The sequence below is a fragment of the Trinickia fusca genome, from assembly GCF_003628145.1.
GTDB lineage: Bacteria > Pseudomonadota > Gammaproteobacteria > Burkholderiales > Burkholderiaceae > Trinickia > Trinickia fusca.
This window is the reverse complement of sequence record NZ_RBZV01000002.1, coordinates 577266-602416: the sequence shown is the minus strand read 5'-3', so window position 1 is coordinate 602416 and position 25151 is coordinate 577266. Positions and strand designations below refer to the sequence as shown.

Here is a 25151-nt window from a genome sequence, read left to right as displayed (position 1 = left end):
CCTGCCGGTGCACTTTTGTCGCCCACCGACTCATTCCTAGCTAAAGAAGCTCGCCTTTAACGCGCGTCGTCATCGAACGCCTCGCGCAGCGTGCGCTTGAATTGCACGAGCGTGTTGCGCTCGAGCAGGCGGGCGTGCCGGTCTTGCTGCGTTTGCGAGTCGGTATCGGCGCTGTGTTGTGCCTGCTCAGGCGCCTGCGTGAACACAGCGTCGATGGCGCGCTCGATCGTCTGCGGCGCAAGGTCGTCGAGCAACGGCCCGAGTTGACTGCCGTAGCAGAACCAGCCGATCAGGCCCTCGGCCGTCGCGATGACGGGTTTGCCGAAGCGATAGGCCTGCACGAGCACGCCGCTCATGCCGTAGTGCCCCTTGTAGCCTAGCCATACGACGTCGCACGCCGAAAACAGATCGTGCTCCATCTCGTTCGTGACGAACATATCGAGCATCACGGGTGGGGGATTCAGGCGTGCGCGATGCGCGAAGAGGAACTCACGCGTATCGGTGTCCTGCTCGCCGGCTACGACGAGCGTCGGCGCATCGGGCATCTGTTCCAGCGCCGCGACGAGTTCACGAATGCCTTTGCGTGCGGTGATCGAGCCGTACACGAGCAGCAGGCGTCCCGTCCCCAAGCCGAGCCGTGCGCGCGCTTGCGCGGGATCGTCGGCGTGCGCGTCGGGAAAAGGGTCGGCCAGATAAGCGACTTCGGCGGCGCGCTTGCCGAGCCATCGTATGCTCCACTCGGGCAGCGTCGGGTCGATCGATAGCATTGTCCGCATGCCGCGCACCTGTACGGCCTGGCGAAACAGGCAGGACTTGATCGCATTCACGACCGGACGGGCCGGAGCTTTGACACCGACCTTGCGGTGATGGAAGGTCGAGCGCATCGTGATGCCGATCCACGGCGTCATGCCGAACGGCGAGCCCAGAAACGGCAGCGCGTACAGAAAGTAATCGACGTACGGTACGACGACGCGCGCGACCGGCTGAAACGCGTTCACGAGCTCGTACGCGTGGTGAAAGTAGCGGTGATAGCGCAGGTACGGAATGCGCTCGAGCATGGCGAGGCCGGCGCGCCGCGGCGCCGGCGGATCGATGAACGCGATCTCGAGCTCGGCGCGGTTCGCTTGCGTAATTTTGCGCGCGAGGCGGTGGTCCTCGTTGCACGATTCGGTGACGATCAGGCATGCATAACCGGCTTCGATGAATGCCTCGGCGGCCCATTGCGCGTAGCGCCAGCGATGGCCCGTGAAGTTGGGCTCGACGATCAGCACGCATTCGCGCACCTGCACTGCGGCGCTCGCTTGCGCGGCGGCGTTCGGGAGGGCGTCAGGAGCGGCTCGTGCAACAGCGGAAATGGAAGAAATCGCGTTGGCCATCGTGTCGGCAGCGGCGGCAAGCAGCGCGGCCGCAAGGGTGGCAATGATCGACGTCGTCAACACTAGCACCGTCGTCCGCGCGGCAGCCGCCAATTTGCCGCGTGCGGTGGCGGAAAACAGCGAGGGATGCGCTGCCGGTGGCGCGTGGCCGCTGGCGGAACGGAACTACTAGATGGCGCCTCCAGCTGCCGTCGACAGGGTACTTTGTTCGTTCCATTGCAGTCGAATCGGCCAACGTGAGTACATTGTGGGGCAACAGAGTGAGATCGGTCAGGTTTGCGGCATCGTCGATGCGCGCAGGCTTGAGCCCGAGCGCCGCGACCTGGGTACTGTTGCAGCAGGTGGCCGTGCGGGGGCTCGTCGCCGTTAAGTTTCTTGCGATCGGGCGCATTCTCGGGCCGATCGCGATCGGCCGCGTGAGCGTGGCGCTGTTGGCGGTCGCGATCGCCGAGGCGCTGTCGGACACAGGGCTCGCGCAGGCCGTGATTCAGGGCCGTGAGATGCCCACACGCAGCGAGCTCGGCGCGGTCTGGACGACGCTGCTCGCGCGAGGCGTGTTCGTCGCGTTGCTGCTCGTCGCGCTCGCGCCGTTGATGGCGAGCCAGTTTCATCTCGACGGTGGGCTGCTGTTGCTGCAATTGGCGGCGCTGTTGCCGCTCATGCGCGGCATCGCCTCGCCGACGTATTTCGTCGTGCAGCGCGAGCGGCGCTTTCAACATATTGCAGCCGTCGAGATTGCTGCAGCCTTGGCCGACTGCAGCGTCGGGATCACGCTCGCGCTCACGGGCGCGGGCGCTTATTCGGTGCTGATCGGCATGACGCTGGGCGAAGCGCTCAAGAGCACGCTGACCTGGGTCACGATGAGGCCGCGCCCGCCACTGGCGCTGCGCTGGTCCGGCATCGGTCATTACATCGGCTTTTCACGCTGGATCTGGGCGAGCAGCGTCGTCAATCTCGTGCTGAATCAATTCGACAAGATCGTCGTCGGCAAGATGCTTGGCCCTGCGCAGCTCGGGGCCTATCAGATGTCCTCGCGCCTTGCGCAGATGCTGCTCGCCGATGCCGCGATCGCCATGTCGCAGTATCTGTTTCCGACCTTCGCCGCGCATCATCGCAACGATGCGCGCCATGCCGCACGTCTGTTCAAACTGTATCTCGCGATCGCGGCGGCGGGGCTCGTGGTGATCGTCTTCGTGCTGCGCCTGATCGCCGAGCCGCTGTTCGCGCTCGTGCTCGGTCCGCAATGGATGCCGGCCGTGCCGCTGTTTCGCATCTTCGTCGTGAACATGGCGCTCGGCGCGCTGATCGCGGTTCTCGTGGCCTATCTGCGCGCGCGTGGCGATGCTCGCACCGCCGCACAAGCATCCATCATGCAGGTCGTCGTGCTCTTCAGCGTCGTGCCACCCGCCATGCATTTCCACGGCGTGACCGGCATCGCCTGGTGCATGACCGCAGGACTTGGCACGGCCATGCTGTGGATGCTTCTCCGAACCGTAAAGGCCCGCTGATGCGCATTCTTCATCTGGTGCTGGCCCCGCGTCTGTCGGGCGCCGAAGTGCTCGCGAAAGACTTGGCCGTCCATCAACGCAGGCAAGGCCATTCGGTGTTCATGACGTCGCTGCTACCCGAGCACGATGACTTTGCGCCATTGCGCAGCGAGCTCACGCACGACGACGTGCTGTGCCGCTTTCCGGGCAGGCCCCGCGGCATGGCCGGGAAACTGTGGCATCTGTATCAGGCGATACGCGGCGCGCAGCCCGACGTCGTATTCGCTCATGCGACGATTCCCGCGTTCTATGCTCGTGCGCTGCCGCTCGGCGTGCCGATCGTCTATGTCATGCATTCCGCCACCAACGATTTCAAGCGCGGCTTGTTCCGCCGCGTCGAGCGGTTGCTATCGACGCGTGCGCGAGCCGTCGTCGGCGTGTCGCAGGCCAACGTCGAGGACTACGTCGCCACTGTCGGCCAGCATCCGATGATGATCGTGATCCCGAACGGCGTCGACCCTGCGCGCTTTGTGCACACCACGCAGCCCGATGCGCAGCAGGCGCCACGCATCGTACAGATCGGCCGTTATACGTCGGTCAAGAATCAACTGCAAACCGTGCGCGCCTTCGCCGACGTCGTGCGCGAAGTGCCCGATGCGCAGCTCGTGCTGTGCGGCGTGATCGAGGATCCTGACTACCATGCGGCCGTCGTCGCGCTCGCCAGCGAGCTTGGGCTCTCCGGCCATGTGTTCGTGCAAGGGCCGCGCGCCGACGTCTCGCAGGTGCTCGCGCAAGCGAGCGCGTTCGCCATGCCGTCCCATTCGGAAGGGCACAGCATCGCGTTTCTCGAGGCGCTCGCGTCAGGCATTCCCGTCGTCGCGAGCACCATCGCGCCGTTCGCGTTCGCGAAGGACTTTCCGGGCGTGCAGCTCGTCGACACGAATGACACGCGCACCTATGCGCTCGCGCTACGGGCCGCCCTGGCCGAGCGCCGTACGGCGCGCGAGCTGACCGGGCTCACCCTGCAGGATTCGGCCGAGCGCTATCTGGCCGTCGCCCGCCAGGTCGCGCAGGCACGTAGCCTGTCCTGAAAGCCGACGCCCCCATCTTGCCGCGCACGCATTTCGATCCGGGCCTCGCGCACCGGCGACGCGATATATGCGCATTCCGTCCTGACAGTTCCGTCATTGGCGTCACTAAATTTCTCTTTACTGAATATTTGGCAACTCATAGTATTCACGCGTTCCGCTTTTGAATTGATAAGTCGTGGCCACGGAAATGCCGTGCGCTGCGCGCGACAAGGAGGAGTGCGGGTGAATCATTATTTTTCCTTTTTTTAAATATTTTTCTCGTGGAAATTCGGGGCGCTCGGTGAGTCGGCTCGACCCTGTCGCTTGACGCGATGGGGTGTGGCTGTCGATCGTTCTGACGTCGCGCCGGCCAGGCGAGGCGCGTGGATTCGCTTGTCCGCGGTTTATCGGCTCGCTTTCAAACGAATAACGGGGCTTTAAAAGCACCGCTGGTTATCTTTTGTCTTTCGATATTGATTTGAGTGATTGCCCGCCAAAACCCGACGGGTAAAAGAATGCATTACGGTGTCGATTTTTTTAGCGGAATCGGCGCTGAGAATGCCAGGAGTCGCCGGGAACGAATGGTTTCGGGCGGTGGTATTTCATGGTGCTTTTCATCAAGGCGATAACAATCATGAAGAAACTCGCGTTATTGAAAAAGGATGCGGCAGTGCGCTCGACAAGCCTCTGGACCCCGCTTGTCGCCGCAGCCGTTTCCGCCGTGCTGCTCGTCGGGTGCGGGGGCGGCAGCGACTCGTCGGCCGCGACCGGCTCAGCGGCCAATCTGGCCTCGTCCACGCCGCCGTCGACCCAAGCCGCGCCGCCGCCTGATCAGCCGCTCAACGACAACACGGTCTACGGCACGGGGCCGAACGACAACACGATCGACATGACCGAGCAGGCCGCCGTCACGCATCACAACGTGACGATCAATGGCCAGAACATCTCGTACACGGCCCGCGCGGGTCACCTCTTGACGATCGACGCGTCGACGTCCAAGCCCAACGCGAAGATGTTCTACGTGTCGTACACGATGGACAATCCGGACCCGAGCAAGCCGCGGCCCGTGACCTTCTTCTATAACGGCGGCCCGGGCTCGTCCGCGGTCTATCTGCTGCTTGGCTCGTTCGGGCCGAAGCGGATTCAGTCGTCGTTCCCGAACTTCACGCCGCCCGCGCCGTACCAGCTGCTCGACAACCCCGACAGCCTGCTCGACCGCTCGGATCTCGTGTTCATCAATCCGGTCGGCACCGGCTATTCGGTGGCGGTCAACCCCTATAAGAACAAGGACTTCTGGGGCGTGGATCAGGATGCGCACTCGATCGACCGCTTCATCCAGCGTTATCTGTCGCTTTACAACCGCTGGAATTCGCCGAAGTTCCTGTTCGGTGAATCGTACGGCACCGCGCGCAGCGCCGTCCTCTCGTGGGTGCTGCATGAAGATGGCGTCGAGCTGAACGGGATCACGCTGCAGTCGTCGATTCTCGACTATTCGAACTCCGCCAGCGCAATCGGTCTGTTCCCGACGCTCGCCGCCGACGCGTTCTACTACAACAAGACGGGCGTGACGCCGCCGCCGGCGGATCTCGCTTCGTACGTGCAGCAGGCGATGAACTACGCGACGACGACGCTGATGCCGCTCGCGCAAGCGCCGAACCCGCAAGACGGCGGCCTCGTGAACGTGCGCCTGAACATGTCGCTTCCGGTCGCGATGCAGATGCAGCAGTACATCGGCATCGATCCGGTCACGATGATTCAGGACTACGGCAACCCGGCGGCCTTCGGCAACTTCTTCGGCCAGCTGGTACCGGGCACGGCGATTGGTCAGTATGACGGCCGCGCCACGTCGATCAACACGGGCATCGGTCCGTTCATCCTGCCCGACGCAGGGAGCAACGATCCGTCGATCACGAACGTGGCCGGTGTCTATACGACAGAGTGGAACGACTATCTGCACAACCAGCTCAAGTACACGTCGACGTCGTCGTTCGTGGATCTGAACGATCAGGTCTTCAACAACTGGGACTTCAGCCACGTCGATCCGACGGGCGCGGCGCGGGGCGGTGGCAATACGCTCTACACGGCGGGCGACCTGGCGGCCACGATGACGCTGAACCCGGACCTGAAGGTGTTCTCGGCCAATGGCTACTTCGATGCGGTCACGCCGTTCTTCCAGACGGCACTGACGCTGGCGAGCATGCCGGTCGATCCGTCGCTGCAGAACAACATCACGACGAAGCGTTACCCGTCGGGTCACATGATCTATCTCGACAACCCGTCGCGTACGGCGATGAAGGCCGACCTCGGTTCGTTCTACGACGGTGTGATGGCCAACCGTTCGGCCATGATGCGCGTGCTGAAGCTGCAACGGCCCTCGAAGTGATGAGCTAGCCGCGCACACGCCGGCATCGAGCCGGCGTGATACCCGGTCGCACCATCCCGCCCGCTTTGCGATGCACTGGAAAGCGGGCGGTTTTCATTGAGTCAGGCCTGGTCGGGCCTCGGGCACGGACTCCTTCAAGTCCACACGAGCCGAGCGCCGACGAGCACGAGCGCGCCCGCGAGCAGATTGCGCAGCAGCGCTTCGGGCGAGCGTGTCGACAGATGGCTGCCGATCATGATGCCGGGCAGCGAGCCGATCAGCAGCGACAGCAGCAAGCTCAAGTCGACCGAGCCGAGCAGCCAGTGCCCGATACCGGCGACGAGCGTGAGCGGCACCGCATGGGCGATGTCGGAGCCGACGATGCGCGAGATCGGCAGCAGCGGATACAGCAACAGCAGGACGGTGACGCCGATTGCCCCGGCTCCGACCGACGTCAACGAGACGAGCACCCCGAGCACGACGCCCGTGAGGGTGGTCAGCAGCGCTGTCTGCGTCGACGACAGCGTGCGTGGCGCGCGGGCGGCCAGCAGGGCCAGCTGCGGGCGAAACAGCAGCGCCAGCGAGGTGACGAGCAGTGCGGCGCCGAGCACGTGCTGCAGGAACGCCATGCTGCGCTCCGTGTGCAGGCCATAGCGATGCAGCAGCCATAACGTCAGCGCGGCCGCCGGCACGCTGCCCATGGCGAGGCGCCCAGTGATACGCCATTGCACCGAACCTTTCAGTCCATGCACGAGCGTGCCCGTCGCTTTCGTGACGGCTGCGTACAGCAGGTCCGTGCCGACGGCCGTGGCCGGATGCACGCCGAACAGCAGCACGAGCAACGGCGTCATCAGCGAGCCGCCACCGACGCCCGTCAGACCGACAAGGAAGCCGACGCCGAGACCGGACGCCGAATACATGAGATCGATATGGGGCAGGGGCATGGCGCAATAAAGAGCGGCCGCGTCAAGCACCGCTTGTCAAAGTGAGCCGGAAAGGGGCGGTGCCGGACCGCGCTTGGCGCGTACCCGGCGGCGAAAGTGGGGTCATTGTCGCAAAACCAGTGGTTCGGCGCTTGCCCTGCCAATGGCCGACGCTCATGACGTGGCGCGGCTGAACCTTACTACAAAATGGCGGATGAGCGGTCCCCTGACGGCGTTACCTTGAGCGGGCAGGGGCGCGGCCGAGACCGCCCGAACGAGGACCGAACGAGGACCGAAGCGCCAGCACGTTCGACGTCCGAAGGACACCATGCGGATTTTTCAGCTGATTCTCGCGCCGAGGCTTTCCGGTGCCGAGATGGTGGTCAAAGGGATCGCCATCGATCACCAGCAAAGCGGACACAGCGTCTGCATTGCGTCGCTGCTGCCCGCGCAGGGCGATTTCGCGCTCGCGGCAGGCGAGCTCGCTGCCCATCGCGTGACCTGCGTATTCCCGGCGCATCGATACGAGAAGCTCGGCCGGCTGCTGTTTCTGTATCGCGCGATCAGACGCTTCAAGCCCGACGTGATCTTCGCGCATGCCACGATTCCGGCGTTGTACGTGCGCGCGCTGCCGGTGCGCGTGCCCATCGTCTGGGTCATGCACTCGGGTGTCAACGACTTCCAGGACAATCGGTTGCTGCGCGCCGAGCGCATCCTGTCGCTGCGCGCAAAGGCCGTGATCGGCGTGTCGCAGAAGAACGTCGACGAATACGTGAACGCGATCGGCTTGCACCCCTCGCTCGTCGTCGTGCCGAACGGCGTCGATACAGCGCGCTTTCGCCACGTGGCCGGCATGTCGCGCGCGAGGCGCATCGTGCAGATCGGCCGCTATACCGAGGAAAAGAATCAGCTCGCTACGCTACGCGCGTTCCGTTACGTGCTCGAACATGAGCATGAGCCCGAGGCGCGGCTGCTGTTTTGCGGCGTGGTCGATGACCGCGCCTACCATGCGACGTTGCGTGCGTTGACCAACGAGCTCGGGCTCGTGTCGCGCGTCGACATCCAGGGACCACAGGCAAATGTCGCCGAGATCCTCGCCGCGTCGAGCGTATTCGCCATGCCCTCGAGCTTCGAGGCGCATAGCGTCGGCTTTCTCGAAGCGCTGGCATCTGGCATCCCGATCGTCGCCAACGCGATCGCCGCGTTCAGCTTCGCACGCACGTTTGCCAGCGTGCGGCTCATCGATACCTCCGACATCGAACGGTACGGACGCGCACTGTCGTCGGCCTTCAGCGAGCCGCGTGCACAGCGGCCGCTCGACGGCTTGACGCTCGAAGACACGGCTGAGCGGTATCTCGCCATCGCGCGGCAGGTGATCGGCTGACGGCGGGTTGGCGAGGCGTGGGGGCGCGCGCCAAGCCGCTAAGGCTCGATGTGCTGATTCAGGCCGGATGCGCCGACGCGCTTGGCTTTCGCCTACGCGGCACTCGCCGCATCCGGCCGCGCACTCAAGCGGAGTGCGCGTGCGATTGTGCAGCCGCGCGCGGCTGCGTCAGCGCGCTGACGATCGTCATCACGACGATATTCAGTGCCAGCGCGATGAAGCCGATGTTCACGTCCTTCAGTGAATCGGGCAGGAACGGGAACCACTGGCCGATGCTGGCGTGGGTGAGCGTGGTCGCCGTCACGACGGCCACGCCCGCGACGATGCCGGCGAACGCGCCCTGCTTGGTGACCCAGCGGCGTGCCGCGAGACTGCACAGTACGGCCGGGAACAACTGGGTGACGAAGCTGTAGCCCATCAGCAGCAGCGCGACGATCGTCTCGCCGCCCTTGAGCGTGAAGCCGACCGCCACGAGCGCGACGATGGGCACGAGCGCGCGCGCGATCTTCGCGACGCTTGCCTCGTTGGCTTGCCGGTTGACGGCACCGCGATAGATGTCATTGGCGATCAGCGTGGCCGCTGCGTTCAGGATCATCGAGCCCGGCACGAGCGCCGTCAGCACGCCCGCTGCGCCGATCACGCCGACGAACCAGGGATCGAACGTTTGCAGCGACAGGCGGAACAGCGACAGGTCGATGTCGCTGCCTTTGAGGCCCGGCACCTTCAACGTGGCCGCGAAGCCGACGAAGAACACGAACAGCAGGATCAACTGATAGAGCGGCAGTACGGCCGCGTTGCGCCGAAAGATGCGCTCGTCGCGAGCGGTGTACGAGGAGGCGAACGTATGCGGCCACATGAAGAAGCCGAGCGCGGTGAGCACGACCGTCGACTGGAACCATGTCACGCTCGAGCCTTTGTCGGGGAACGCGAGGAAGGCGGGCTTGGCCACGTCGATCGCGTGGAACATCTGGCCGAGGCTGCCGTAGTAATGAATCGGCAGATAAATGCCGAGAAACAGCACGACGCCCAGAATCAGCAGATCTTTCATGACCGAGTTCCAGGCCGAGCCGCGCACGCCCGAGATCGTCACGTAGGCCGTCACGACGATCGCGCCGATCCAGATGGCGGCCGTCGGCGAAATGGCGCCGTAAGACGTCGTGGCGACGATGATGCCGAGCCCCTTGAACTGGAGCACGAGGTACGGCACGAGGGCGACGACGTCGACGACGGCCACGAGCACGCCGAGTGCCGGGCTCGCATATTTGCTGGACAGAAAGTGCGGCTGTGACACGAGCCGGTTCGCCTTTGCGTAGCGCCAGATCGGCGGCAGCAGCCAGTACGACAGGATGTACGCGAGCGTCGCGTAGGGCAGGATGTAGTAGACCGCCGCGCCCTTGCCGTAGGCGAAGCCGCTGCCACCGAGGAACGTGAACGTCGTATAGATCTCGCCGGCCATCAGCAGGAACACGAAGGCGGTGCCGAAGCTGCGTCCGCCGACGGACCACTGCTCGAGATTCATGTTGTGCCCACGACGGGCGCGCAAGCCGAGCGACAGGGCCAGCAGGGTAAAGACAACGATGATGATCAGCGCGCTGCTCATGGGCGAGCCTCCTGCGACGGTTGTGCGCTCGGCCGGTTGGCCGGGTCGAGCCAGTAGACGAGCGCCATGATGGCGGCCGACAGCACGACCCACAGCACGATCCAGGCGAGTACGAGCGGCATACCGAATATCAGGGGTTCGACGCGGTTGACGAAGGGAACGCCGAGCAGGATGCCGATGAATGGCAAGGCGGCGAGCAAGCGAAGGACCATGATGGGAGCACTCCTCGAAAGGGTGTTTGACATGACGGACAGGACAGTCTTGCCCAGCCAATGTATGTCTGATTCGTCCAGGCCGTAAAGGGTTTCAAAAATGAAACGTTGCGCATGAGAGGAATGTGACGAGCGCTTGACGACGCACCTCTCCCAGGCCGTGAGATTAGTTGTGTATGCAACCAAGCTGCCACGCGTGCATAGTACAGTCGGTCTCCACCTGGTCGCAGCCAGCAACGCAAGCGGTTCGCGCGACAATGTCCTGGTATTCGATTGCCGCACCGCAGCCTGGGCGTGCGGGCAGCGGGGCAGGTCGGCTTGGCTTGCTGCGAGGCTGCAGCATCGTTGCGCGACTGTGCGACGGATTACGGCGCTTCGCGCGTTTAAGCAGCGAGGCGCGGTCGGAGGGTAAGACGAACCGATACCGGAAAACGTAGGAGCGACATCCAGTGAGACGCGATCGTGCCGCGGCGAGGCGGCGCTCGGCCCTGCGTGGGCGCTTTGTGGCGACGATGATGGCAAGAGCCGTCCGGGGCGGTGGGCATTGAGCGAGCATGACCCCGACGCCGAGCTGATCGAGCGTATCGCACGGGCCGATCCGGCCGCGGCGCGCGAGCTCGTGACGCGCAAGCTGCCGCGCGTGATCGCGCTGGCGGCGCGCATGCTCGGCGATCGCATGGAAGCGGAGGACGTGGCGCAGGAGACGTTCGTACGAATTTGGAAACAGGCGCCCCACTGGCGTTCGGGCGAGGCTCGCTTCGATACCTGGGTGCACCGCGTGGCGCTGAACCTGTGCTACGACCGCTTGCGCGCCCGTCGCGAGGTACCCGAGCAGACGCTGTCCGAGGTGGTCGACCCGCACCCGGCGCCTGATTCGACGCTCGATGCGCGCGAGGCCGGCGCGAGCGTGCGCGCGGCGCTGGCCGCATTGCCCGTGCGGCAGCGCGAGGCGCTCGTGCTCACGTACTACCAGGAGCTGTCGAACATCGAGGCCGCCGGTCTCATGGGCATCTCCGTCGATGCGTTGGAGAGCCTGCTCGCACGAGCCCGGCGCGGCCTGCGCGCGCTGCTTGCCGAGCCGCGTCGAGAAGGGCCGCAAGTGGCGCGGCCAGGTGATGCCGCTCGGAGCAAGCGCCCGGCACGCAACGATCAGCAAGGATGAACCATCGATGACGATGACACTGCAACGATTTGGCGAGATCGTGAGCGCCTATGGCGCAGATGCCCGCCACTGGCCGGCCGCCGAGTGCGCTGCGGCGCAGGCATGGGCCGCCCGTCACCCGCACGATGCGCAGGCGCTGCTCGATGAGGCCGCCGCGCTCGATGCCTGGCTCACCCGCGACGCGATCGCGCCGCCCGATCATGCGCTGGTTCGGCGCGTGCTGGTAGCCGCGGACCCGCCGCGTGCGCGTCGTCCGCGCTGGTGGTGGCCGGGCGCTGCCGTGGCCGGTGTCGGTATCGGGCTGGCCGGCGGCGTAGCCGGTGCATTGGCGGTGTCGCTGTTCGTGGCGGCAGGCAGCGTGGTGCCGGTTGTGCCCGTCGCGCACGAGCCGTCCTACCTCACGACAGGCTTCGGCACTGATTTCGGTATCGATACGGTCGACGCTACCGACTCCGCCGATGGGAGTGCCGAATGACGAGCCGCACGTTCCACGTCGTCCTGATCGCCTCGCTCGTGCTGAACGTGTTCCTGCTCGGTGCGATTGCAGGCGGTGCCTATCGTTGGTTCGCCGACCATCGCGCGCCGCTCGGGCTCCTGGCTGAGCAGGCGCAGTCCCATGCGCTGCGCGATGCGGCGCAGGATCTGTCGCCGGCGCGTCAGCAGCAGTTTCTCGACGCGTTGAAGCATGCGCGCCGCGACGCCCGGCCGCTGGCGCAGGCCGGCCGGGAAGGGCGGCGCGACGTGCTTGGCATCATTGCTGCGCCGCAATTCGATCGCGCCGGGCTCGATGCCGCGCTGACCCAGACGCGCGATGCCGACCGCGCTGCGCGCGCGCACGTGGAGGCGGCCGTCGCGGATTTCGTCGCCACGCTGACGCCGGCCGAACGCGTCACGTTCGCGCAAAGTCTGAAGGCATACGGGCAATGGCGCGAGCTTTCCCCGCCGCTTGCGCGAGCGGCGCATTGACGCTCGCGCAAGCGGCGCCACCTCTACGCATCCACCCCGCCGCCGATCGCGTTGGCGAACCTCGGCGGGCGTGGTTCAGATCGACATGCCTTGCATCCGGTGCGCGAAGTGCGCCCGTTCGGCGCGGTCCATCAGTGAGAGGAATTGGTCGGTATCCATATGAACCAGTTCCTCGTGATCGCCCGCTTCGAAGTAGATATCCGGATGCCGCGTGAGACTTTCGTCGAGATAAGTCTTCATGCCGTAGGCCGTGCAAACCGGCGGTAGGGCGCCGATGTCGCAGTCCTTGAACAGCTCGCGCATGTCGGCTTCCTTCGCGAGCGTCAGACGGCGCCCCGTCTTTGCCCATAGCTCGGAAAGCCGCACGGCGTGCGTCGAAGGCAACACCGCGGCGACATAGCCTTGCTCATCCTCGAGCAGGACTGTCTTGGCCAGGCATTCGCCGGGCACGTGCGCAGCGGCGGCTGTTTCGGCACTCGAATGACTATACGGATGGCGCACGACTTCGTAACGAGTGCCCTTGCTGCGTAGGCACTCCTGGAGGGTGGCTGAGATCATGACGCACCTCCTGATCGGAGAACGTAAAGGCAGACTTCAATGCGCAACGGTTGGCGCTTATCTAGAATAGGCCGTTTGCGTTCGAACGGCGGTGTTCTTCGCATTCAGGGCCCGTTGTTGGCTTGGACCGGCCCTAACCGCATGCCATGTGTGCTGGACGCCACTCGAAGGGCTCTATCTGGCTGGCCAGACGACCTATCCCGGCTTCGGCGTGAGCACTGCTAGGCTCTCTGGCTCGTTTGCCGCGCAGGCCGTGGCGGGCGCCGCTTAGCCCGGCCATACGCGGCTTTTGCCGCACGCTTGCTTTTTGAGGATAAGCAAAACATGAGCGCACCTATCGATCCACAGAAGGTCACGATCGCATTCGAGTTACCGGGCTACCGTATCGAACGCTCGCTCGGCATCGCCCGCGGTATCGTCGTGCGTTCGCGCTCGATCGTCGGGAACATCGGCGCGAGCTTCCAAACGCTGTTTGGCGGCAACATCACGCTGTACACCTCGCTGTGCGAGCGGGCGCGCGCCGACGCCTACGAGCGCATGGTGGCGCAGGCCGCTCAGCTGGGCGCCAATGCGATCATCGGCATGCGCTACGACGCGACCGAGGTCACGGCCGGTGTCACCGAGGTGCTGTGCTATGGCACGGCCGTGCGCGTGACGCCGGTGGCTGCCGGCTGATTTTCTCCGTCAGTCGGCGGTGCCGACCGCAAAAAGTGCCTACCCGGAGAAATCTAGGGAAGCTGGCTGGAGCGAGCAGGATAGCGTGTGATCCATTTGGGGTAAAATATAGTCTCAAATGGAGCAGGAGAGGATCATGGCAAGCGCGAAAGCCAGGGTGACATCGACAAATCCTACGAAAGCTGCTCGCGCGGTGTCGGCGGAGCGAGCTGTCCAAGGTCAGTCCGAGTCAGGACAGAAGAAGCTGGAGATACCGAAAGTGCCTTTCGATGTATTGGACTTCCGCAAGGCTTACCACTCCTCGAGCGCCGATCGCATCCAGGTCATCAAAGCCGGGGTTTCAGCGAAAAGTGTGTACGACCTCGCGACCGCACTGAAAATCAGCCAAGACGAGATGCTTCAGCGCCTCGGACTGTCGAAATCCACCGTCAGCCGGAAAGTGCAGGCGGACGACACGTTGACCGCTGATCAAAGCGAGCGCGTGCTCGGCATGTCAAAGCTGATCGGATTGGTTCAGACCATCGTTGACGAGTCGGGCGATCCCGGTGTGGCGAAGGATTTCGACGCGGCAGTGTGGCTCGAAGCATGGCTCTCGCAACCGAATCCGGCGCTCGGCGGCGTGCTGCCCTCGACGTACCTCGATACGCACGAGGGGCTGGAACTCCTGAGCACGCTGATCGCCCAGATGCAGAGCGGTGCATACGCATGACGGTCCCTCTATGGCGAATCGCCGCGCTTACACCGGCTTACTCGGCCGAAGATATGTCTGGTGGCGGAGCAAAGGCAACGGGCGGGCGATGGAATGCCAAGGGCGTTGCCGTGCTCTATACGTCGGAGAATCGCTCGCTCGCTTGCCTTGAAACGCTGGTTCACGTGGTCAGCGGCGCGCTGCCGCTGAACCGGGTCCTCGTCCGTATCGACGTGCCGGATGATGTTTGGCAAGCGGCAACCTACTTCGATCCGGATGATCCGAAGAGCGTCGGTTGGGACGTGGAGCCGGCTGGCATGTCGAGCATCGACGCTGGGACGGACTGGGCGAATAGTGGCGCAAGCGCACTTCTCGTCGTGCCGTCCGTCCTCATTCCGGAGGAAGCGAACGTACTCATTAATCCAGCGCACCCGGATGCTGCGAAAATCACCGCGACGAAGATCAGAAAGTGGACTTACGACGCCCGCTTAAAGCAATAGGGCATCCGCTTTTCGCGTGCTGACATCGCCCGCAAAAAACGGATGCCCATAATTTTTTGCGGCGGGCGACGGAATCGGCTCGCTCGCGACGTTTAATGCGCGTCTACACGGCCCACGAGAGGAGAGCATGGCCGATTCACCTGTTGTCAGCGATACGGCGATCGCGCTGAACCGGTTCGGTCTCGGCGTGCGCCTGGGTGATGCGCCACCCGCCGATGCGCGAGCCTGGCTGCTCGCGCAATTCGAGCGCTACGAACCGCGTCCGGCCGCCTGGGCCGCGCTTGCGGGCGCACCAGCGATCGTCGAGGCGCTCGGTCAGGCGCGCCGCCAAGGGGCGCCCGGCAACGATGCCGGCGAAGCCGTGCAGCAGAGCGCCGCCAAGCAAGCCGCGCGCGCGGCCGTACGCACCGAGGTGCGCGACGACTATCGATCCGCCGTCGATGCGCGTGTCGAGAGCGCGCTCGCCACCGACACGCCGTTCGTCGAGCGGCTAGTGCACTTCTGGTCCAATCACTTTGCCGTGTCGACGGAAAAGCCGCAGGTGGCCGCGCTCGCCGGCGCATTCGAGGCCGAGGCGATCCGGCCGCACGTGCTGGGCCGCTTCGAAGACATGCTGCTCGCCGTCGAGCGGCATCCGGCCATGCAGATCTTCCTCGACCAGGTGCGCTCGGTCGGCCCCGACAGCACGGCCGCGATGCGCGCCGATGCGCGCGATCCCGAGCACAAGCACGGTCTCAACGAGAACCTCGCGCGCGAAATCATGGAGCTGCATACGCTCGGCGTGCGCACGGGCTATACGCAGGATGACGTCACCGAATTCGCCCGCGCGCTGACAGGCTGGAGCATCGTCGGCGCGCAGGGCCGTGGTGGCGCCCCGGGCAGCTTCGTGTTCCGCCAGGGCGTGCACGAGCCCGGCGAGCGCACCATCATGGGCCGCCGCTATGGCGAGCGCGGCGAGGCCCAGGCGCTCGCGGTGCTGCACGACCTGGCCGCGGCGCCGGCTACCGCGCGCCATATCGCCGGCAAGCTCGCGCGTCATTTCGTGGCCGACAACCCAAGCGAGGCGATGATCGCGCAACTCGCGCACACGTTCGAGACGACGGACGGCGACCTGCCGAGCGTCTATCGGGCGCTCGTGGCCGCGCGCGAAGCGTGGACACCGGTCGCGACCAAGTTCAAGACGCCGTGGGACTGGACGATTTCGGCGTTGCGCGGCCTGGGTCTGCGCTCGCTCGGCAACGTGCATGCAGCGCCGATGCTGACGCAATTGGGCCAGCCCGTCTGGCGACCCGGCTCGCCGGCCGGCTATGACGATAACGCCGCCAGCTGGGCCGCGCCCGATGCGCTGGTGCGCCGCGTCGAGCTCGCGCAACGCATGGCGGCACGCGTCGGCGATCGCGTCGATCCACGCACGCTCGGGCCGATCCTGCTGGCAGGCGCACCGAGCCAGTCGACGACGCTTGCGGTGGCGCGCGCCGAGAGCGTGCCCACGGCGCTGGCGCTGCTGCTGGTCTCACCCGAGTTCCAAAGGAGATGAAGACGATGATGTCCCGACGCCACTTCCTGACGGTCTCGGCGGCAGGCGCAGGCGCCATGCTCGTCGCGCCGCGCATTGCGTTCGCGAATGTCGCCACCGACCGGCGTTTCGTCTTCGTCATTCAGCGCGGCGCAGCCGACGGCCTGAACATCGTCGTGCCTTATGCGGAGCCGGCTTACGCGACGCTGCGCGGCCCGCTCGCGATCGACGCTTCGACGGCGCTCAAGCTCGACGGCACGTTCGCGCTGCATCCGTCGCTCGCGCAGACGGCCCGGCTCTATGAGGCCAAACAAGCGCTGTTCGTGCATGCGGTCGCCACGCCGTACCGCGACCGTTCGCACTTCGATGGCCAGAACGTGCTCGAGACGGGCGGCAGCGCGCCGTATCAGACGCACGACGGCTGGCTGAACCGACTCGTCGCGCTCTTGCCGGCGAGTCGTGCGCAGGCGATCGCCTTCGCGCCGACCGTGCCGATGGCGCTGCGCGGCAAGGTCGAAGTGGCGTCCTACGCGCCGTCGGCGCTGCCCGCGGCGCCTGACGATCTGTTGCTGCGGGTCGGCCAGCTCTACGAACACGATGCGCAGCTCGGCCCGCTGTGGGCGTCGGCGATGGCTGCGCGCGGCATGGCCGGCGAGGCGGGCGCGCGCCAGGACCCGGCCAGCGTCGGCAAGCTCGCCGCCGGCTTTCTCGCGCACGACGACGGGCCGCGCATCGCGATGATCGAGACGGGGGGCTGGGATACGCACAGCGCGCAGAACGCGCGTCTGAGCAATCAGCTGAAGGCGCTCGATACGATGCTGAAGGCGCTCGCCGAAGGGCTCGGTCCGGTGTGGGACAAGACGACGGTGCTGGTGGCGACCGAGTTTGGTCGTACGGCCGCAGCCAACGGCACGGGCGGCACCGACCACGGCACGGGTTCGGTGGCGATGCTGATGGGCGGCGCCGTGGCGGGGGGACGCGTGCTCGGCGACTGGCCGGGCCTGCGCACGGGTGATCTGTACGATGGCCGCGACCTGAAGCCGACTACGTCGCTCGATGCCGTCATCGCGGGCGCGGCCGGCGCGACGTTCGGGCTCGACCCGCATCGCACGGCTGCGGCGCTGTTCGCTGGGGTGGCCGGTACGAAGCCGCTCGACGGACTCGTCTCGGCGTGAGCCAGCGTGCGATGCGCAGGACCTTGGGCTTCGCGCTTCACGCGCCGTAATTGCGCAGGCGCTCGAGGTCGACGACGGTGATGCCGCCATATTCGAGCCGCACGACACCGTCTTTTTGCAGCGCTTTCAGCGACTGATTGGCGACCTGACGCGTGATGCCCGACAGCAGGCCGAGCTCCTCCTGCGTGATCTCGAGATGGTCGCCGCCGCCCGGGTACAGCACCGGGTTGAACAGGGAGGCGAGGCAGCGTGCGAGCCGCGGCGTCGCGTCGAGCAGGCGGTCGTATTCGAGCAGCGCCATGAAGTGCCCGAGCCGTTCGTTGAGCTGGTTGACGAGGAAGCGGTTGAACACGACGCTGTTTTCGACGAGCCACATGAACGTCGGGCGGCCCATGAACGCCATGCGCGTGTGGCGTAGCGCGACGATGTCGTAGCGGCGCGGCTCGTTCTTGAGCACGGTGCCTTCGCCGAACCAGCCGCCTGCCGGCACGCCCGTAAACGTGACGCTGCGTCCTTCGCGCGACACGGTGCCGACCTTCACGAGCCCCGACACCACGCCGGTCCAGCTTTCGAGCACGGTGTTCTTCGGACAGATGCAGGCGCCGCGCGCGTAAGCTTTCTCGATGATGCCTGCGCACGCGCGGTCCGCTTCATCGTCGGGCAGATCGATCGACCATGCCGCGATGTGCGCGAGCCGCGCCCGGCCGATGCCGGGCCGCGTGCCGTCGGGCTCGGGCGAGGGCGCTTTGCTTTTGTCGCCGGGGTATTTTTCAGGCACGCTGAATGCCCACCGGCAGGGTGCTGACGCGACGCACTTCGTCAGACGCGAGCCAGCCGGGCTCGCGCAGGCAGTGCAGCAGCATGCCGGTAGCGTCTTCACCCCAGAACAGTTCTCCGTCGAGCACGAACGTTGGTGCGCCGAAGACGCCGAGCGAGATCGCGCGGTCGGTGTTCGCGCGCAGAAGATCCTTTACTTGCTGCGCTTCGACGTCAGCTAGGCCGTCGCGACAGCCCATCGCTTCGCACAACGCCGCAAACCCTTCGGGAGAACCGACCTCATGCCCGTCGTGCCAGATGTGACGGAAAATGCGGCGGATCACGTCGAGCGAGCTGCCCATCGCGATCGCGAGCCGCAGTGCCTTGATCGGGTTGAATGGATGGGCAGGCGGTATGCGCAACGTGATGCCCAGCGTCTGCGCGCGATAGAGCGCGTAGCGATACGTGAACACGCGCTTCGGGCCGATCTCGGCCGGACCCTTTTGCCCCCAGTGATTGAGCAGCGCGCCGAGCACCATCGGCCGCGGCACGATGTCGAGCGTTGCCGGCAGGCGGTCGAACTGCTCGAGCTGCAGATAAGCGAACGGCGAGATGAAGTCGAAGAACCATTCGGTGGGTCCGGCAGTGTTCATTGGGAATTTCCTTCGCGGATCGAGACGGCAAACGGCGCGGCCGTCATGGCGCGCACGTCGTCGAGTGTCGCACGGGAGATGATTTCGCGCAGCACGAGGCCCTCGTCGGTGACGTCGAATACCGCGTGTTCGGTGACGATGACCTTCACGCAGCCGCGGCCCGTGAGCGGCAGCGTGCAGTGCGGCAGGATCTTCGAGCGGCCATGCTTGTCGGTATGCGCGAGCGCGGCGATGACCTTCGGCGTGCCGTAGCAGAGGTCCATCGCGCCGCCGATGCCGGGCCACCATTTGCCGTCGCGATCGCAGGCCCAGTTCGCCAGGTTGCCGAGCGCATCGACCTGCAGCGCGCCGAGGATCGTCACGTCGATGTAGCCGTTGCGCATCGCGCCGAGCGAGGTCGCCAGGTCCATCAGCGCAGCGCCGGGGGGCAGCGTGATCGGTTCGGTGCCGGCGTTCGTGAGGTCGCTGTCGAGCTCTTTGGCCTTGGGTCGGCCACCGAAGCCGAACGCGCCGTTTTCGGTGTGGAAGATCACGCCGGCGTCAGGGTCGAGGTAGTTGGACGTCAGCGTCGGAATGCCCAGGCCCAGGTTCACGACTTCGCCCGCCTTGAGCTCTTTCGCGCAGCGTGCGGCGATGCGCTGTTTCGGGTTTTCCAGATACGTGGGTGCAAACATAGTGATCTCCTGTCGACCAGGGTTAGCGCTCCAGCGTGTCGATGGGAGTAGGTGCTTCAGCACCTACTCCCATCCCATGCAGAGCCTTACTCCCATCCCGCAGCACTTCCATGCGGCGCTCGATCGTCAACCGCGAGCGCTGCTTCGAGGGTTCTTGGGGTATCGATCGATGACGGCAAGGGCCGTGCGTTACACGCCGGCGGCCTCTTCGCGCGGCAGTCGGCCGAGCTTGACCCATTGCGCCTTGTAGAGCGCGTGCTGCTCGTCGAGCGAGAGGCCTTGCACGATGGCATCGACGAACACGCCGGGGCAGCCCACGCGCTCGGGCGCGATCGCGCCGACTTCGACGATCTCGTTGACTTCGACGACCGTATAGCGGCCCGCCATCGCGATCTCTCGCTGATTCTGAAGTGCGGTGCCGCGAAATTCGACGTTGCCGAACGTGTCGGCGCGCCAGCCCTTGATGATCGACACGTCGGCCGTGAGCGGGCGCTCGACGAAGAACTCGCGGCCGTCTAGCGCGAGCTTGTCCTTGGGGGCGCCGCGCGCGGGAAAGAGGCCCGGCTGATCGAGGATGCCGATGCCGACGGGCACCAGCACGCCGCCCAGGCCCATCGCGCCGGCTCGCACCTTCTCGGCCCAGGTGCCCATCGGAAAGAACTCGGCCACGCGCACGGAATCGGTCAGATAGGCTTGCGTCGATTCGTCGGTGGTGCCCACGTGCGTGCCGATGAATTCGGCGAGCTGGCCCGAGGCGAACAGCTTAGCCTTCAGAAAGCCGCCCCGCAGCCCCGGCGTGTTCGCGATCAGCGTGAGGTCCTGGATGCCGCTCGCGAGCAGGGCCTCGATGCAGCGCGCGGGCTCACCGGCGCCCACGAATTCACCGAGCATGAGCCGCATCCCCGAACGCAGCGGCGCAAGGGCATCCTCGATCGTTTTGACTTTGTTCGTGTAGGGCATCGTCGTCTCCTTGGCGCCTGCCGGCGTTTTGTTCTGCATGCGTGGGCAGTCTAGGAGTTCGTGGCGCGGCGGGTTGTCTTGTAGATGACAGTTGTCGAAAGCGCGTGAAGAGACGCGCCATCCGTGAATCGAATTCCTGCTTGATTCTCGGATGGCGCGCGCCGCTACGCTTTCTATTGGATTGGGCGATGAATGCGCTGCTGCCTGCTTCGTTTAGGGATCAACTTACGAATGGGGACTTTGACGTCTTACTCCGGCTTCGTCGCGAGTAGGTCCTTCAGCGCGACGAGCGCGTTGCGTACGGCCGGCCCCCCGGCATAGAACGTCAGCTGCAGGATCGTCTCGACGACTTGCTGCTTCGTCGCGCCGATCTTCAGCGCGGCCTCGGCGTGCGCGCGCAGCTGCGGCATCGCATGGCCCATCGTCACGCAGGAGGCGATCAGCACGAGCTCGCGCGTAATCAGGTCGAGCCCCGGACGGTCCATGATCGAGCCGATGGCCCAGTCGATCGTCATGTCGGCGAAGGCCGGGCAGACGTCTTCGAGCTCGGCGACCATTGCGGCGCCAGCGTGGCCGCCGTGCAATTGGTCGAGCAGTTCGAGGCCGCGGCTGCGCAGGGTGGTATCGGGTGTCATGGTGATCGCTCCTGTCGTTGTGATCGCGCGGGTGGGCGCGGCAAGGGGCGGCGCGCGGTTTTTTGCCGTCGTTGGCATCGTCGGGCGTGGGGCCTGCGAGCGCGTCGCTTGGGAGCATCATCGCCGCACCGCACGGCTCGATAAATGGCCGTGCGGTTGTGGCATTGCAAACCACGGATTAGAAATCGCCTTGCGCGCCGGCTTTAGTCGCGATCTTGTTGCTGTGCCTTGAGCGCCGCTTCGAACTTCGCGAGCACCTCGGGCGCGGCATCGGTGACACCCCACCAGGTCATGCCGCGATCGTGCCAGCGCGCGAGCGCATAGCCGTCGCGTGCGAGCCGGTCAGGTGGAGCAGCAGCCGCGCGGTCGTCGCCCGGGAACACGTAGACGTCGAGCACGTGCTTGCGGTAGCGGTAGATGAGCACGCCGATGCGGCGATGCCCGACGTAATCGAGCCGTCCACCCGTCAGCGTGAAGCCGGCTGCGGCAAGATCTTCGACGGGGGGCGCATAGTCGAGGCGGCCGTTGAACCACGGCTTGACCGTATGCTGATCGGTCGAGACGACGTCGATGTCGCGGCCCGAGAGCTCGGCCCGCACGTGGCTTGCGACGAGTTCGTCGACGAATGCATCGTTGCGCGCGGGGCCGAGCGAAGTCACCGCCAACGTGGCGACGACGGCCACGGCACACGCGGCGGCCGTCATCGAGGCCAGCGCCCCGAGGCCGAACGCGGGCATCCCCGCCGGTGCCAGCGGTCCAGGGGTCCCTCGCGCCGCGGAGCGCGTCCGTGAGCCGAGTCGATCGATCCACTCGCGCCAACGGGCCCAGTAGCTTGGTCGTTGCCATTGTCGCGGCGGGGCGTCGGATATGCCGGACGTGTCGGGCGAGTTGGCCGCCTCGCCGGGCAGCGCGGCCAGGATGCTCGCGCGCAAGTCTTCGGGGGCGCGGAAATAGGGCGTCTGGCGTACGGCGTGGCCGAGTGCGCGTATGGCCTCGCTTTCATGGCGGCAGTCGGCGCATTGCGCGAGATGTTGCGCAAGGCGCTCGGCATCGGCCGGGGGCAGCTCGCGATCGACGTCGGCGTCGATGAGCGGCCGTGCTTGCTTACAGTCCATCGGGCGTCTCCCTGGCGATGGGGCCCTGGGCGGGCGAATCCGGCTTGCCGGCGGGGCGGGGCGACGCAGTGCGTGCCGCTGGTTCGTGCCCTTTGCACAGCAGCGCGGCGAGCTTGCGCCGCGCACGCGTCAAGCGCGACATGACGGTGCCGATCGGCAAATCGGCAATCGCCGCGATCTCGCGATAACTGAGCTCCTCGATCTCGCGCAGGATCAATACTTCGCGGAATTCGACGGGCAACTGCTGCAACGCCTCATGCACGAGGCGCGCGTCCTGCTCGCGCATCAGCAGCGTTTCCGGGTCGGCCGCATATTCGCTCCAGCCTTCGATGACCTCATCGTCGAAGTCGTCTTCGAATGCGGCGACTTCGCGCGAGGCTGTGCGCCGCCGGCACTCCGTGTACCAGGTGCGGCGCACGATCGCGAGCAGCCACGGGCGAGCGCTGTCGCCATGAAAGCTGTCGAAGAAGCGAAACGCGCGCATGAACGCCTCCTGCACGATGTCTTGCGCATCGCTGGTGTTGCCGCTGAGCCAGCGTGCGAGGTTGTACGCGGCATCGAGATGCGGCAAAACCAGCTGCTGAAAGCGGCGGCTGCGCGCGATGTCGTCGTGCGTCTGTCCGGGGTGTTTGTCGGTCTCGGCCACGCTGGCCCTCCAGGCGTTACCGTTGCGATACCTGTCACGCGCCGAGTTTATTCCCGACTACGCCTACTGGCACACACGAACACGCGATTCACGCGCGCCGCCGCATGCTTTACCTCACGACGATCTTGCCGACCATCATCGGATGAATGCCACAGTAGTACGCATAGGTGCCCGGCTTGGCGAGCGTCGTCGCAAAGGCATCGTCCGTATCGAGCGCTTGCGAGGCCTTGAACGCGCCCGTGGTGCTGACGATCAAGTGCGGCTCCTCGTCGCGATTGATCCACTCGATGCGCGCACCGGCCGGCACGGTTATCGTGGCGGGGACGAACGCGAAGTTGCGGATCTCGACGCGATAGGTATTGGCCGCTGCTACCTGCTCGGGCCCGGCGGCATACGCACGCTGTGTCGCGGCCAGCGCCGCGCTGGCGATCAGCGTGGTCGCGAGGAGCGTGCGGCCGATGCCGATGGGCCGCGAACGCATCGCTTGGGCGAGGCGTAGCGTCCGCTTGAGGCGTGTCGCGCAGTGCAGCGGGAGTGTCGCCGCGCGGGGCGGGCATTGGACGGTCGCGTTCATGATAGAGCCTCGTCGGTGGCTGCAAGCGTATGACTGCCGGCGACATGGCGTACCTGGCGCACGCCGAGATAGCTCGCGAGCTTGTCGGGTGGTACCTCCTTGAGCGGTCCGGGAGCGGGGCCGACGCCGGGCGCGGGCTGCGGATACGCCGTCGAGCGCGCCGTGTAGAACGTCACGTTGCCTTCGACCTTCTGCTGAATCTGATGAATATGGCCGTTCAACACCGTGACGGAGCCGAAGCGTTTCACCAGGCTCAGCGCTTCGGCGCTATCGTCGGTGCCCCAGCCCCACGCGGGATACAGCGGCCAGAGCGGCATGTGCGCGAAGACGACGACGGGCGTTTCGGCGGACAGTCCGGCCAAATCCTTCTTCATCCAGGCGAGCTGCTCGGTGCCCAGCGCGCCGAGTCCACCGGCTTTCAGATTGAGCACGTTCACGAGCGCGACGAAATGCACGCCGTGATGATCGAAGCTGTACCAGCCGCCCGAGGAGCCTTTCTCGCCGAAGCGCCGGAAGAACTCGGCACCGTTGTCGCCGATGACGTCGTGTTCGCCGGGCACGTAGAACACGCGTTGCGTGCGCACGCCGCGCATGAGCTCGGCGACGGTATCGAACTCGTCGGGCCTGGACAAATGCGTGAGATCGCCCGTATGCATGACGAAGTCGGGGCGTACGCTCTGTGCGTTGATATGGTCCAGCGCGGCTTGCAGCGTGGCCGTCACATTGGGATTGGGCGCCTTGTTGAAGCCGATGTGCGAATCGCTGATCTGCACGAAGCTGAACGTGGCGTTGGCCGCTTCGCCGGCTGCGCTGCCGGCATCCGCCTCGGATGTCAACGTGCGGGCCTGAAGTATGCCGCCGCGCATGAACCACAGCGTGCCGGCACCGGCCCAGGCCATGCATTTGAGGAAATCGCGCCGGGTGCGCGGGTCTTGAGAGTCGTGGGAGTCGCCGTCCGATTGCATGATCGAGCCTCCGGGAAGGGTGGATGAGGAGGGCGCGCACTACCGTTTCGGGCTCGGCAATGCGCCGCCTCATCACGTATTACCGGGGCAGGTGGCCGAATATTCCCGGTGACGGACCAGCGCGCGCTCATTCGTCGATCTGGATCGCGCGCCGGGCGACCCAACTATTGGACTGGGTCGTCGGGGCGCCATGCTTCTCCCTCGGTTGCTCGGGCAGACGTGTCATTCGGACACCATCTGCCGCCTTCGCTTCATCCACGCCCCCGCGGTGCTGCACGAACCACGCTCATCTGATTTGGCCCCGCATTTGATGTTGCCCCAAAATAGTGCTGCGGGTGGGGAACTGACTCGTGCATCCAGTGTCATTTACGGGCGTCGGCCGTTTCGGCTGCACGCGCTGGCTCGTTTCCCGCGCCGTTGCAACGAATCTCGACATGTCGGTCAGCCCCCTCCTTGAATTTGCCCAACCGCGTCCATATAATTAGCACTCGCTGCACGTGAGTGCTAACAAAAGTTCCG

General features: G+C 65.5%; 26 protein-coding genes. 12 read left to right on the top strand and 14 right to left on the bottom strand.

What is annotated here, in order from left to right; translation table 11 throughout:
- Positions 1–56 precede the first annotated feature (56 nt).
- The gene (locus D7S89_RS07480) at positions 57–1436 is read right to left on the bottom strand and encodes a glycosyltransferase (RefSeq protein WP_245982743.1); all 1380 of its coding nucleotides are present in this window, start codon (positions 1434–1436) and stop codon (positions 57–59) included.
- A gap of 230 nt (positions 1437–1666) precedes the next feature.
- Here D7S89_RS07480 and D7S89_RS07475 point away from each other — a divergent pair, with 230 nt between their 5' ends.
- The 3 genes from D7S89_RS07475 to D7S89_RS07465 all read left to right on the top strand — a co-directional run bounded on the left by D7S89_RS07475 (position 1667) and on the right by D7S89_RS07465 (position 6316).
- The gene (locus D7S89_RS07475; RefSeq protein ID WP_425470755.1) at positions 1667–2884 is read left to right on the top strand and encodes an oligosaccharide flippase family protein; all 1218 of its coding nucleotides are present in this window, start codon (positions 1667–1669) and stop codon (positions 2882–2884) included.
- A complete protein-coding gene (locus D7S89_RS07470) occupies positions 2884–3954 on the top strand; it encodes a glycosyltransferase family 4 protein (protein WP_121276988.1) in 1071 nt (356 codons plus the stop codon). The genes D7S89_RS07475 and D7S89_RS07470 overlap by 1 nt, the downstream gene beginning before the upstream one ends.
- Positions 3955–4567: 613 nt before the next feature.
- Complete coding sequence (locus D7S89_RS07465; protein ID WP_121277347.1) at positions 4568–6316, top strand: S10 family peptidase; 1749 nt, start codon at positions 4568–4570, stop codon at positions 6314–6316.
- A 134-nt stretch (positions 6317–6450) separates the two neighbouring features.
- Here the strand turns inward: D7S89_RS07465 and D7S89_RS07460 are convergent, their stop codons facing one another.
- A complete protein-coding gene (locus D7S89_RS07460; RefSeq protein WP_121276987.1) occupies positions 6451–7239 on the bottom strand; it encodes a sulfite exporter TauE/SafE family protein in 789 nt (262 codons plus the stop codon).
- A gap of 307 nt (positions 7240–7546) precedes the next feature.
- Here D7S89_RS07460 and D7S89_RS07455 point away from each other — a divergent pair, with 307 nt between their 5' ends.
- Complete coding sequence (locus tag D7S89_RS07455) at positions 7547–8602, top strand: glycosyltransferase family 4 protein (protein WP_121276986.1); 1056 nt, start codon at positions 7547–7549, stop codon at positions 8600–8602.
- 124 nt (positions 8603–8726) lie between these two features.
- Here the strand turns inward: D7S89_RS07455 and D7S89_RS07450 are convergent, their stop codons facing one another.
- Entirely contained in the window at positions 8727–10202 is a 1476-nt protein-coding gene (locus tag D7S89_RS07450) for a sodium:solute symporter family protein (protein ID WP_121276985.1), read from the bottom strand.
- Positions 10199–10414: a DUF3311 domain-containing protein gene (locus tag D7S89_RS07445; RefSeq protein WP_121276984.1), complete on the bottom strand. Its 216-nt coding sequence runs from the start codon at positions 10412–10414 to the stop codon at positions 10199–10201. Before D7S89_RS07445 ends, D7S89_RS07450 begins: the two co-directional genes overlap by 4 nt.
- A 544-nt stretch (positions 10415–10958) precedes the next feature.
- Between D7S89_RS07445 and D7S89_RS07440 the strand changes: the two genes are divergently transcribed.
- From D7S89_RS07440 to D7S89_RS07430, 3 genes are read left to right on the top strand one after another with little or no spacing between them, the layout of a single operon-like run.
- Positions 10959–11576 (top strand): RNA polymerase sigma factor, encoded by a 618-nt coding sequence (locus D7S89_RS07440; RefSeq protein ID WP_121276983.1) that lies wholly within the window; start codon positions 10959–10961, stop codon positions 11574–11576.
- Between the two features lie 7 nt (positions 11577–11583).
- Positions 11584–12051: a hypothetical protein gene (locus D7S89_RS07435; protein ID WP_425470754.1), complete on the top strand. Its 468-nt coding sequence runs from the start codon at positions 11584–11586 to the stop codon at positions 12049–12051.
- Positions 12048–12542 (top strand): periplasmic heavy metal sensor, encoded by a 495-nt coding sequence (locus D7S89_RS07430; protein ID WP_121276981.1) that lies wholly within the window; start codon positions 12048–12050, stop codon positions 12540–12542. Before D7S89_RS07435 ends, D7S89_RS07430 begins: the two co-directional genes overlap by 4 nt.
- 75 nt (positions 12543–12617) lie before the next feature.
- Here D7S89_RS07430 and D7S89_RS07425 read toward each other — a convergent pair whose 3' ends face one another.
- Positions 12618–13100: an aminoacyl-tRNA deacylase gene (locus D7S89_RS07425; RefSeq protein ID WP_121276980.1), complete on the bottom strand. Its 483-nt coding sequence runs from the start codon at positions 13098–13100 to the stop codon at positions 12618–12620.
- A gap of 324 nt (positions 13101–13424) precedes the next feature.
- Here D7S89_RS07425 and D7S89_RS07420 point away from each other — a divergent pair, with 324 nt between their 5' ends.
- The 5 genes from D7S89_RS07420 (at position 13425) to D7S89_RS07400 (ending at position 17654) form a co-directional block, all read left to right on the top strand.
- Entirely contained in the window at positions 13425–13775 is a 351-nt protein-coding gene (locus D7S89_RS07420; protein WP_121276979.1) for a YbjQ family protein, read from the top strand.
- A gap of 136 nt (positions 13776–13911) precedes the next feature.
- The gene (locus tag D7S89_RS07415; protein ID WP_183085117.1) at positions 13912–14484 is read left to right on the top strand and encodes an antitoxin Xre-like helix-turn-helix domain-containing protein; all 573 of its coding nucleotides are present in this window, start codon (positions 13912–13914) and stop codon (positions 14482–14484) included.
- Complete coding sequence (locus D7S89_RS07410) at positions 14481–14963, top strand: RES family NAD+ phosphorylase (protein ID WP_121276977.1); 483 nt, start codon at positions 14481–14483, stop codon at positions 14961–14963. Before D7S89_RS07415 ends, D7S89_RS07410 begins: the two co-directional genes overlap by 4 nt.
- 127 nt (positions 14964–15090) lie before the next feature.
- Positions 15091–16500 (top strand): DUF1800 domain-containing protein, encoded by a 1410-nt coding sequence (locus D7S89_RS07405; RefSeq protein WP_121276976.1) that lies wholly within the window; start codon positions 15091–15093, stop codon positions 16498–16500.
- On the top strand, positions 16497–17654 hold the full coding sequence (locus D7S89_RS07400) for a DUF1501 domain-containing protein (RefSeq protein WP_121276975.1): 1158 nt from the start codon (positions 16497–16499) through the stop codon (positions 17652–17654). The genes D7S89_RS07405 and D7S89_RS07400 overlap by 4 nt, the downstream gene beginning before the upstream one ends.
- A gap of 37 nt (positions 17655–17691) precedes the next feature.
- Here D7S89_RS07400 and D7S89_RS07395 read toward each other — a convergent pair whose 3' ends face one another.
- From D7S89_RS07395 to D7S89_RS07355, 9 genes are all read right to left on the bottom strand, one after another.
- Positions 17692–18363 carry a Crp/Fnr family transcriptional regulator gene (locus tag D7S89_RS07395; protein WP_121277346.1) on the bottom strand — a complete coding sequence of 224 codons (672 nt, stop codon included), beginning with the start codon at positions 18361–18363 and terminating at the stop codon, positions 17692–17694.
- A gap of 61 nt (positions 18364–18424) precedes the next feature.
- Positions 18425–19063 carry a 2-hydroxychromene-2-carboxylate isomerase gene (locus tag D7S89_RS07390; protein ID WP_121276974.1) on the bottom strand — a complete coding sequence of 213 codons (639 nt, stop codon included), beginning with the start codon at positions 19061–19063 and terminating at the stop codon, positions 18425–18427.
- Complete coding sequence (locus D7S89_RS07385) at positions 19060–19737, bottom strand: 3-oxoacid CoA-transferase subunit B (RefSeq protein WP_121276973.1); 678 nt, start codon at positions 19735–19737, stop codon at positions 19060–19062. The genes D7S89_RS07390 and D7S89_RS07385 overlap by 4 nt, the downstream gene beginning before the upstream one ends.
- A gap of 189 nt (positions 19738–19926) precedes the next feature.
- The gene (locus D7S89_RS07380) at positions 19927–20736 is read right to left on the bottom strand and encodes a CoA transferase subunit A (protein ID WP_245982742.1); all 810 of its coding nucleotides are present in this window, start codon (positions 20734–20736) and stop codon (positions 19927–19929) included.
- A 209-nt stretch (positions 20737–20945) separates the two neighbouring features.
- Positions 20946–21332, bottom strand: coding sequence for a carboxymuconolactone decarboxylase family protein (locus D7S89_RS07375; protein WP_121276972.1), 387 nt, complete (start codon positions 21330–21332; stop codon positions 20946–20948).
- 203 nt (positions 21333–21535) lie between these two features.
- Complete coding sequence (locus tag D7S89_RS07370) at positions 21536–22447, bottom strand: anti-sigma factor family protein (protein WP_121276971.1); 912 nt, start codon at positions 22445–22447, stop codon at positions 21536–21538.
- A complete protein-coding gene (locus D7S89_RS07365) occupies positions 22437–23093 on the bottom strand; it encodes an RNA polymerase sigma factor (RefSeq protein ID WP_121276970.1) in 657 nt (218 codons plus the stop codon). Before D7S89_RS07365 ends, D7S89_RS07370 begins: the two co-directional genes overlap by 11 nt.
- Before the next feature lie 109 nt (positions 23094–23202).
- Positions 23203–23667 carry a cupredoxin domain-containing protein gene (locus D7S89_RS07360; protein WP_245982740.1) on the bottom strand — a complete coding sequence of 155 codons (465 nt, stop codon included), beginning with the start codon at positions 23665–23667 and terminating at the stop codon, positions 23203–23205.
- The gene (locus D7S89_RS07355) at positions 23664–24632 is read right to left on the bottom strand and encodes a metallophosphoesterase family protein (protein ID WP_121276969.1); all 969 of its coding nucleotides are present in this window, start codon (positions 24630–24632) and stop codon (positions 23664–23666) included. Before D7S89_RS07355 ends, D7S89_RS07360 begins: the two co-directional genes overlap by 4 nt.
- Positions 24633–25151: the final 519 nt, after the last annotated feature.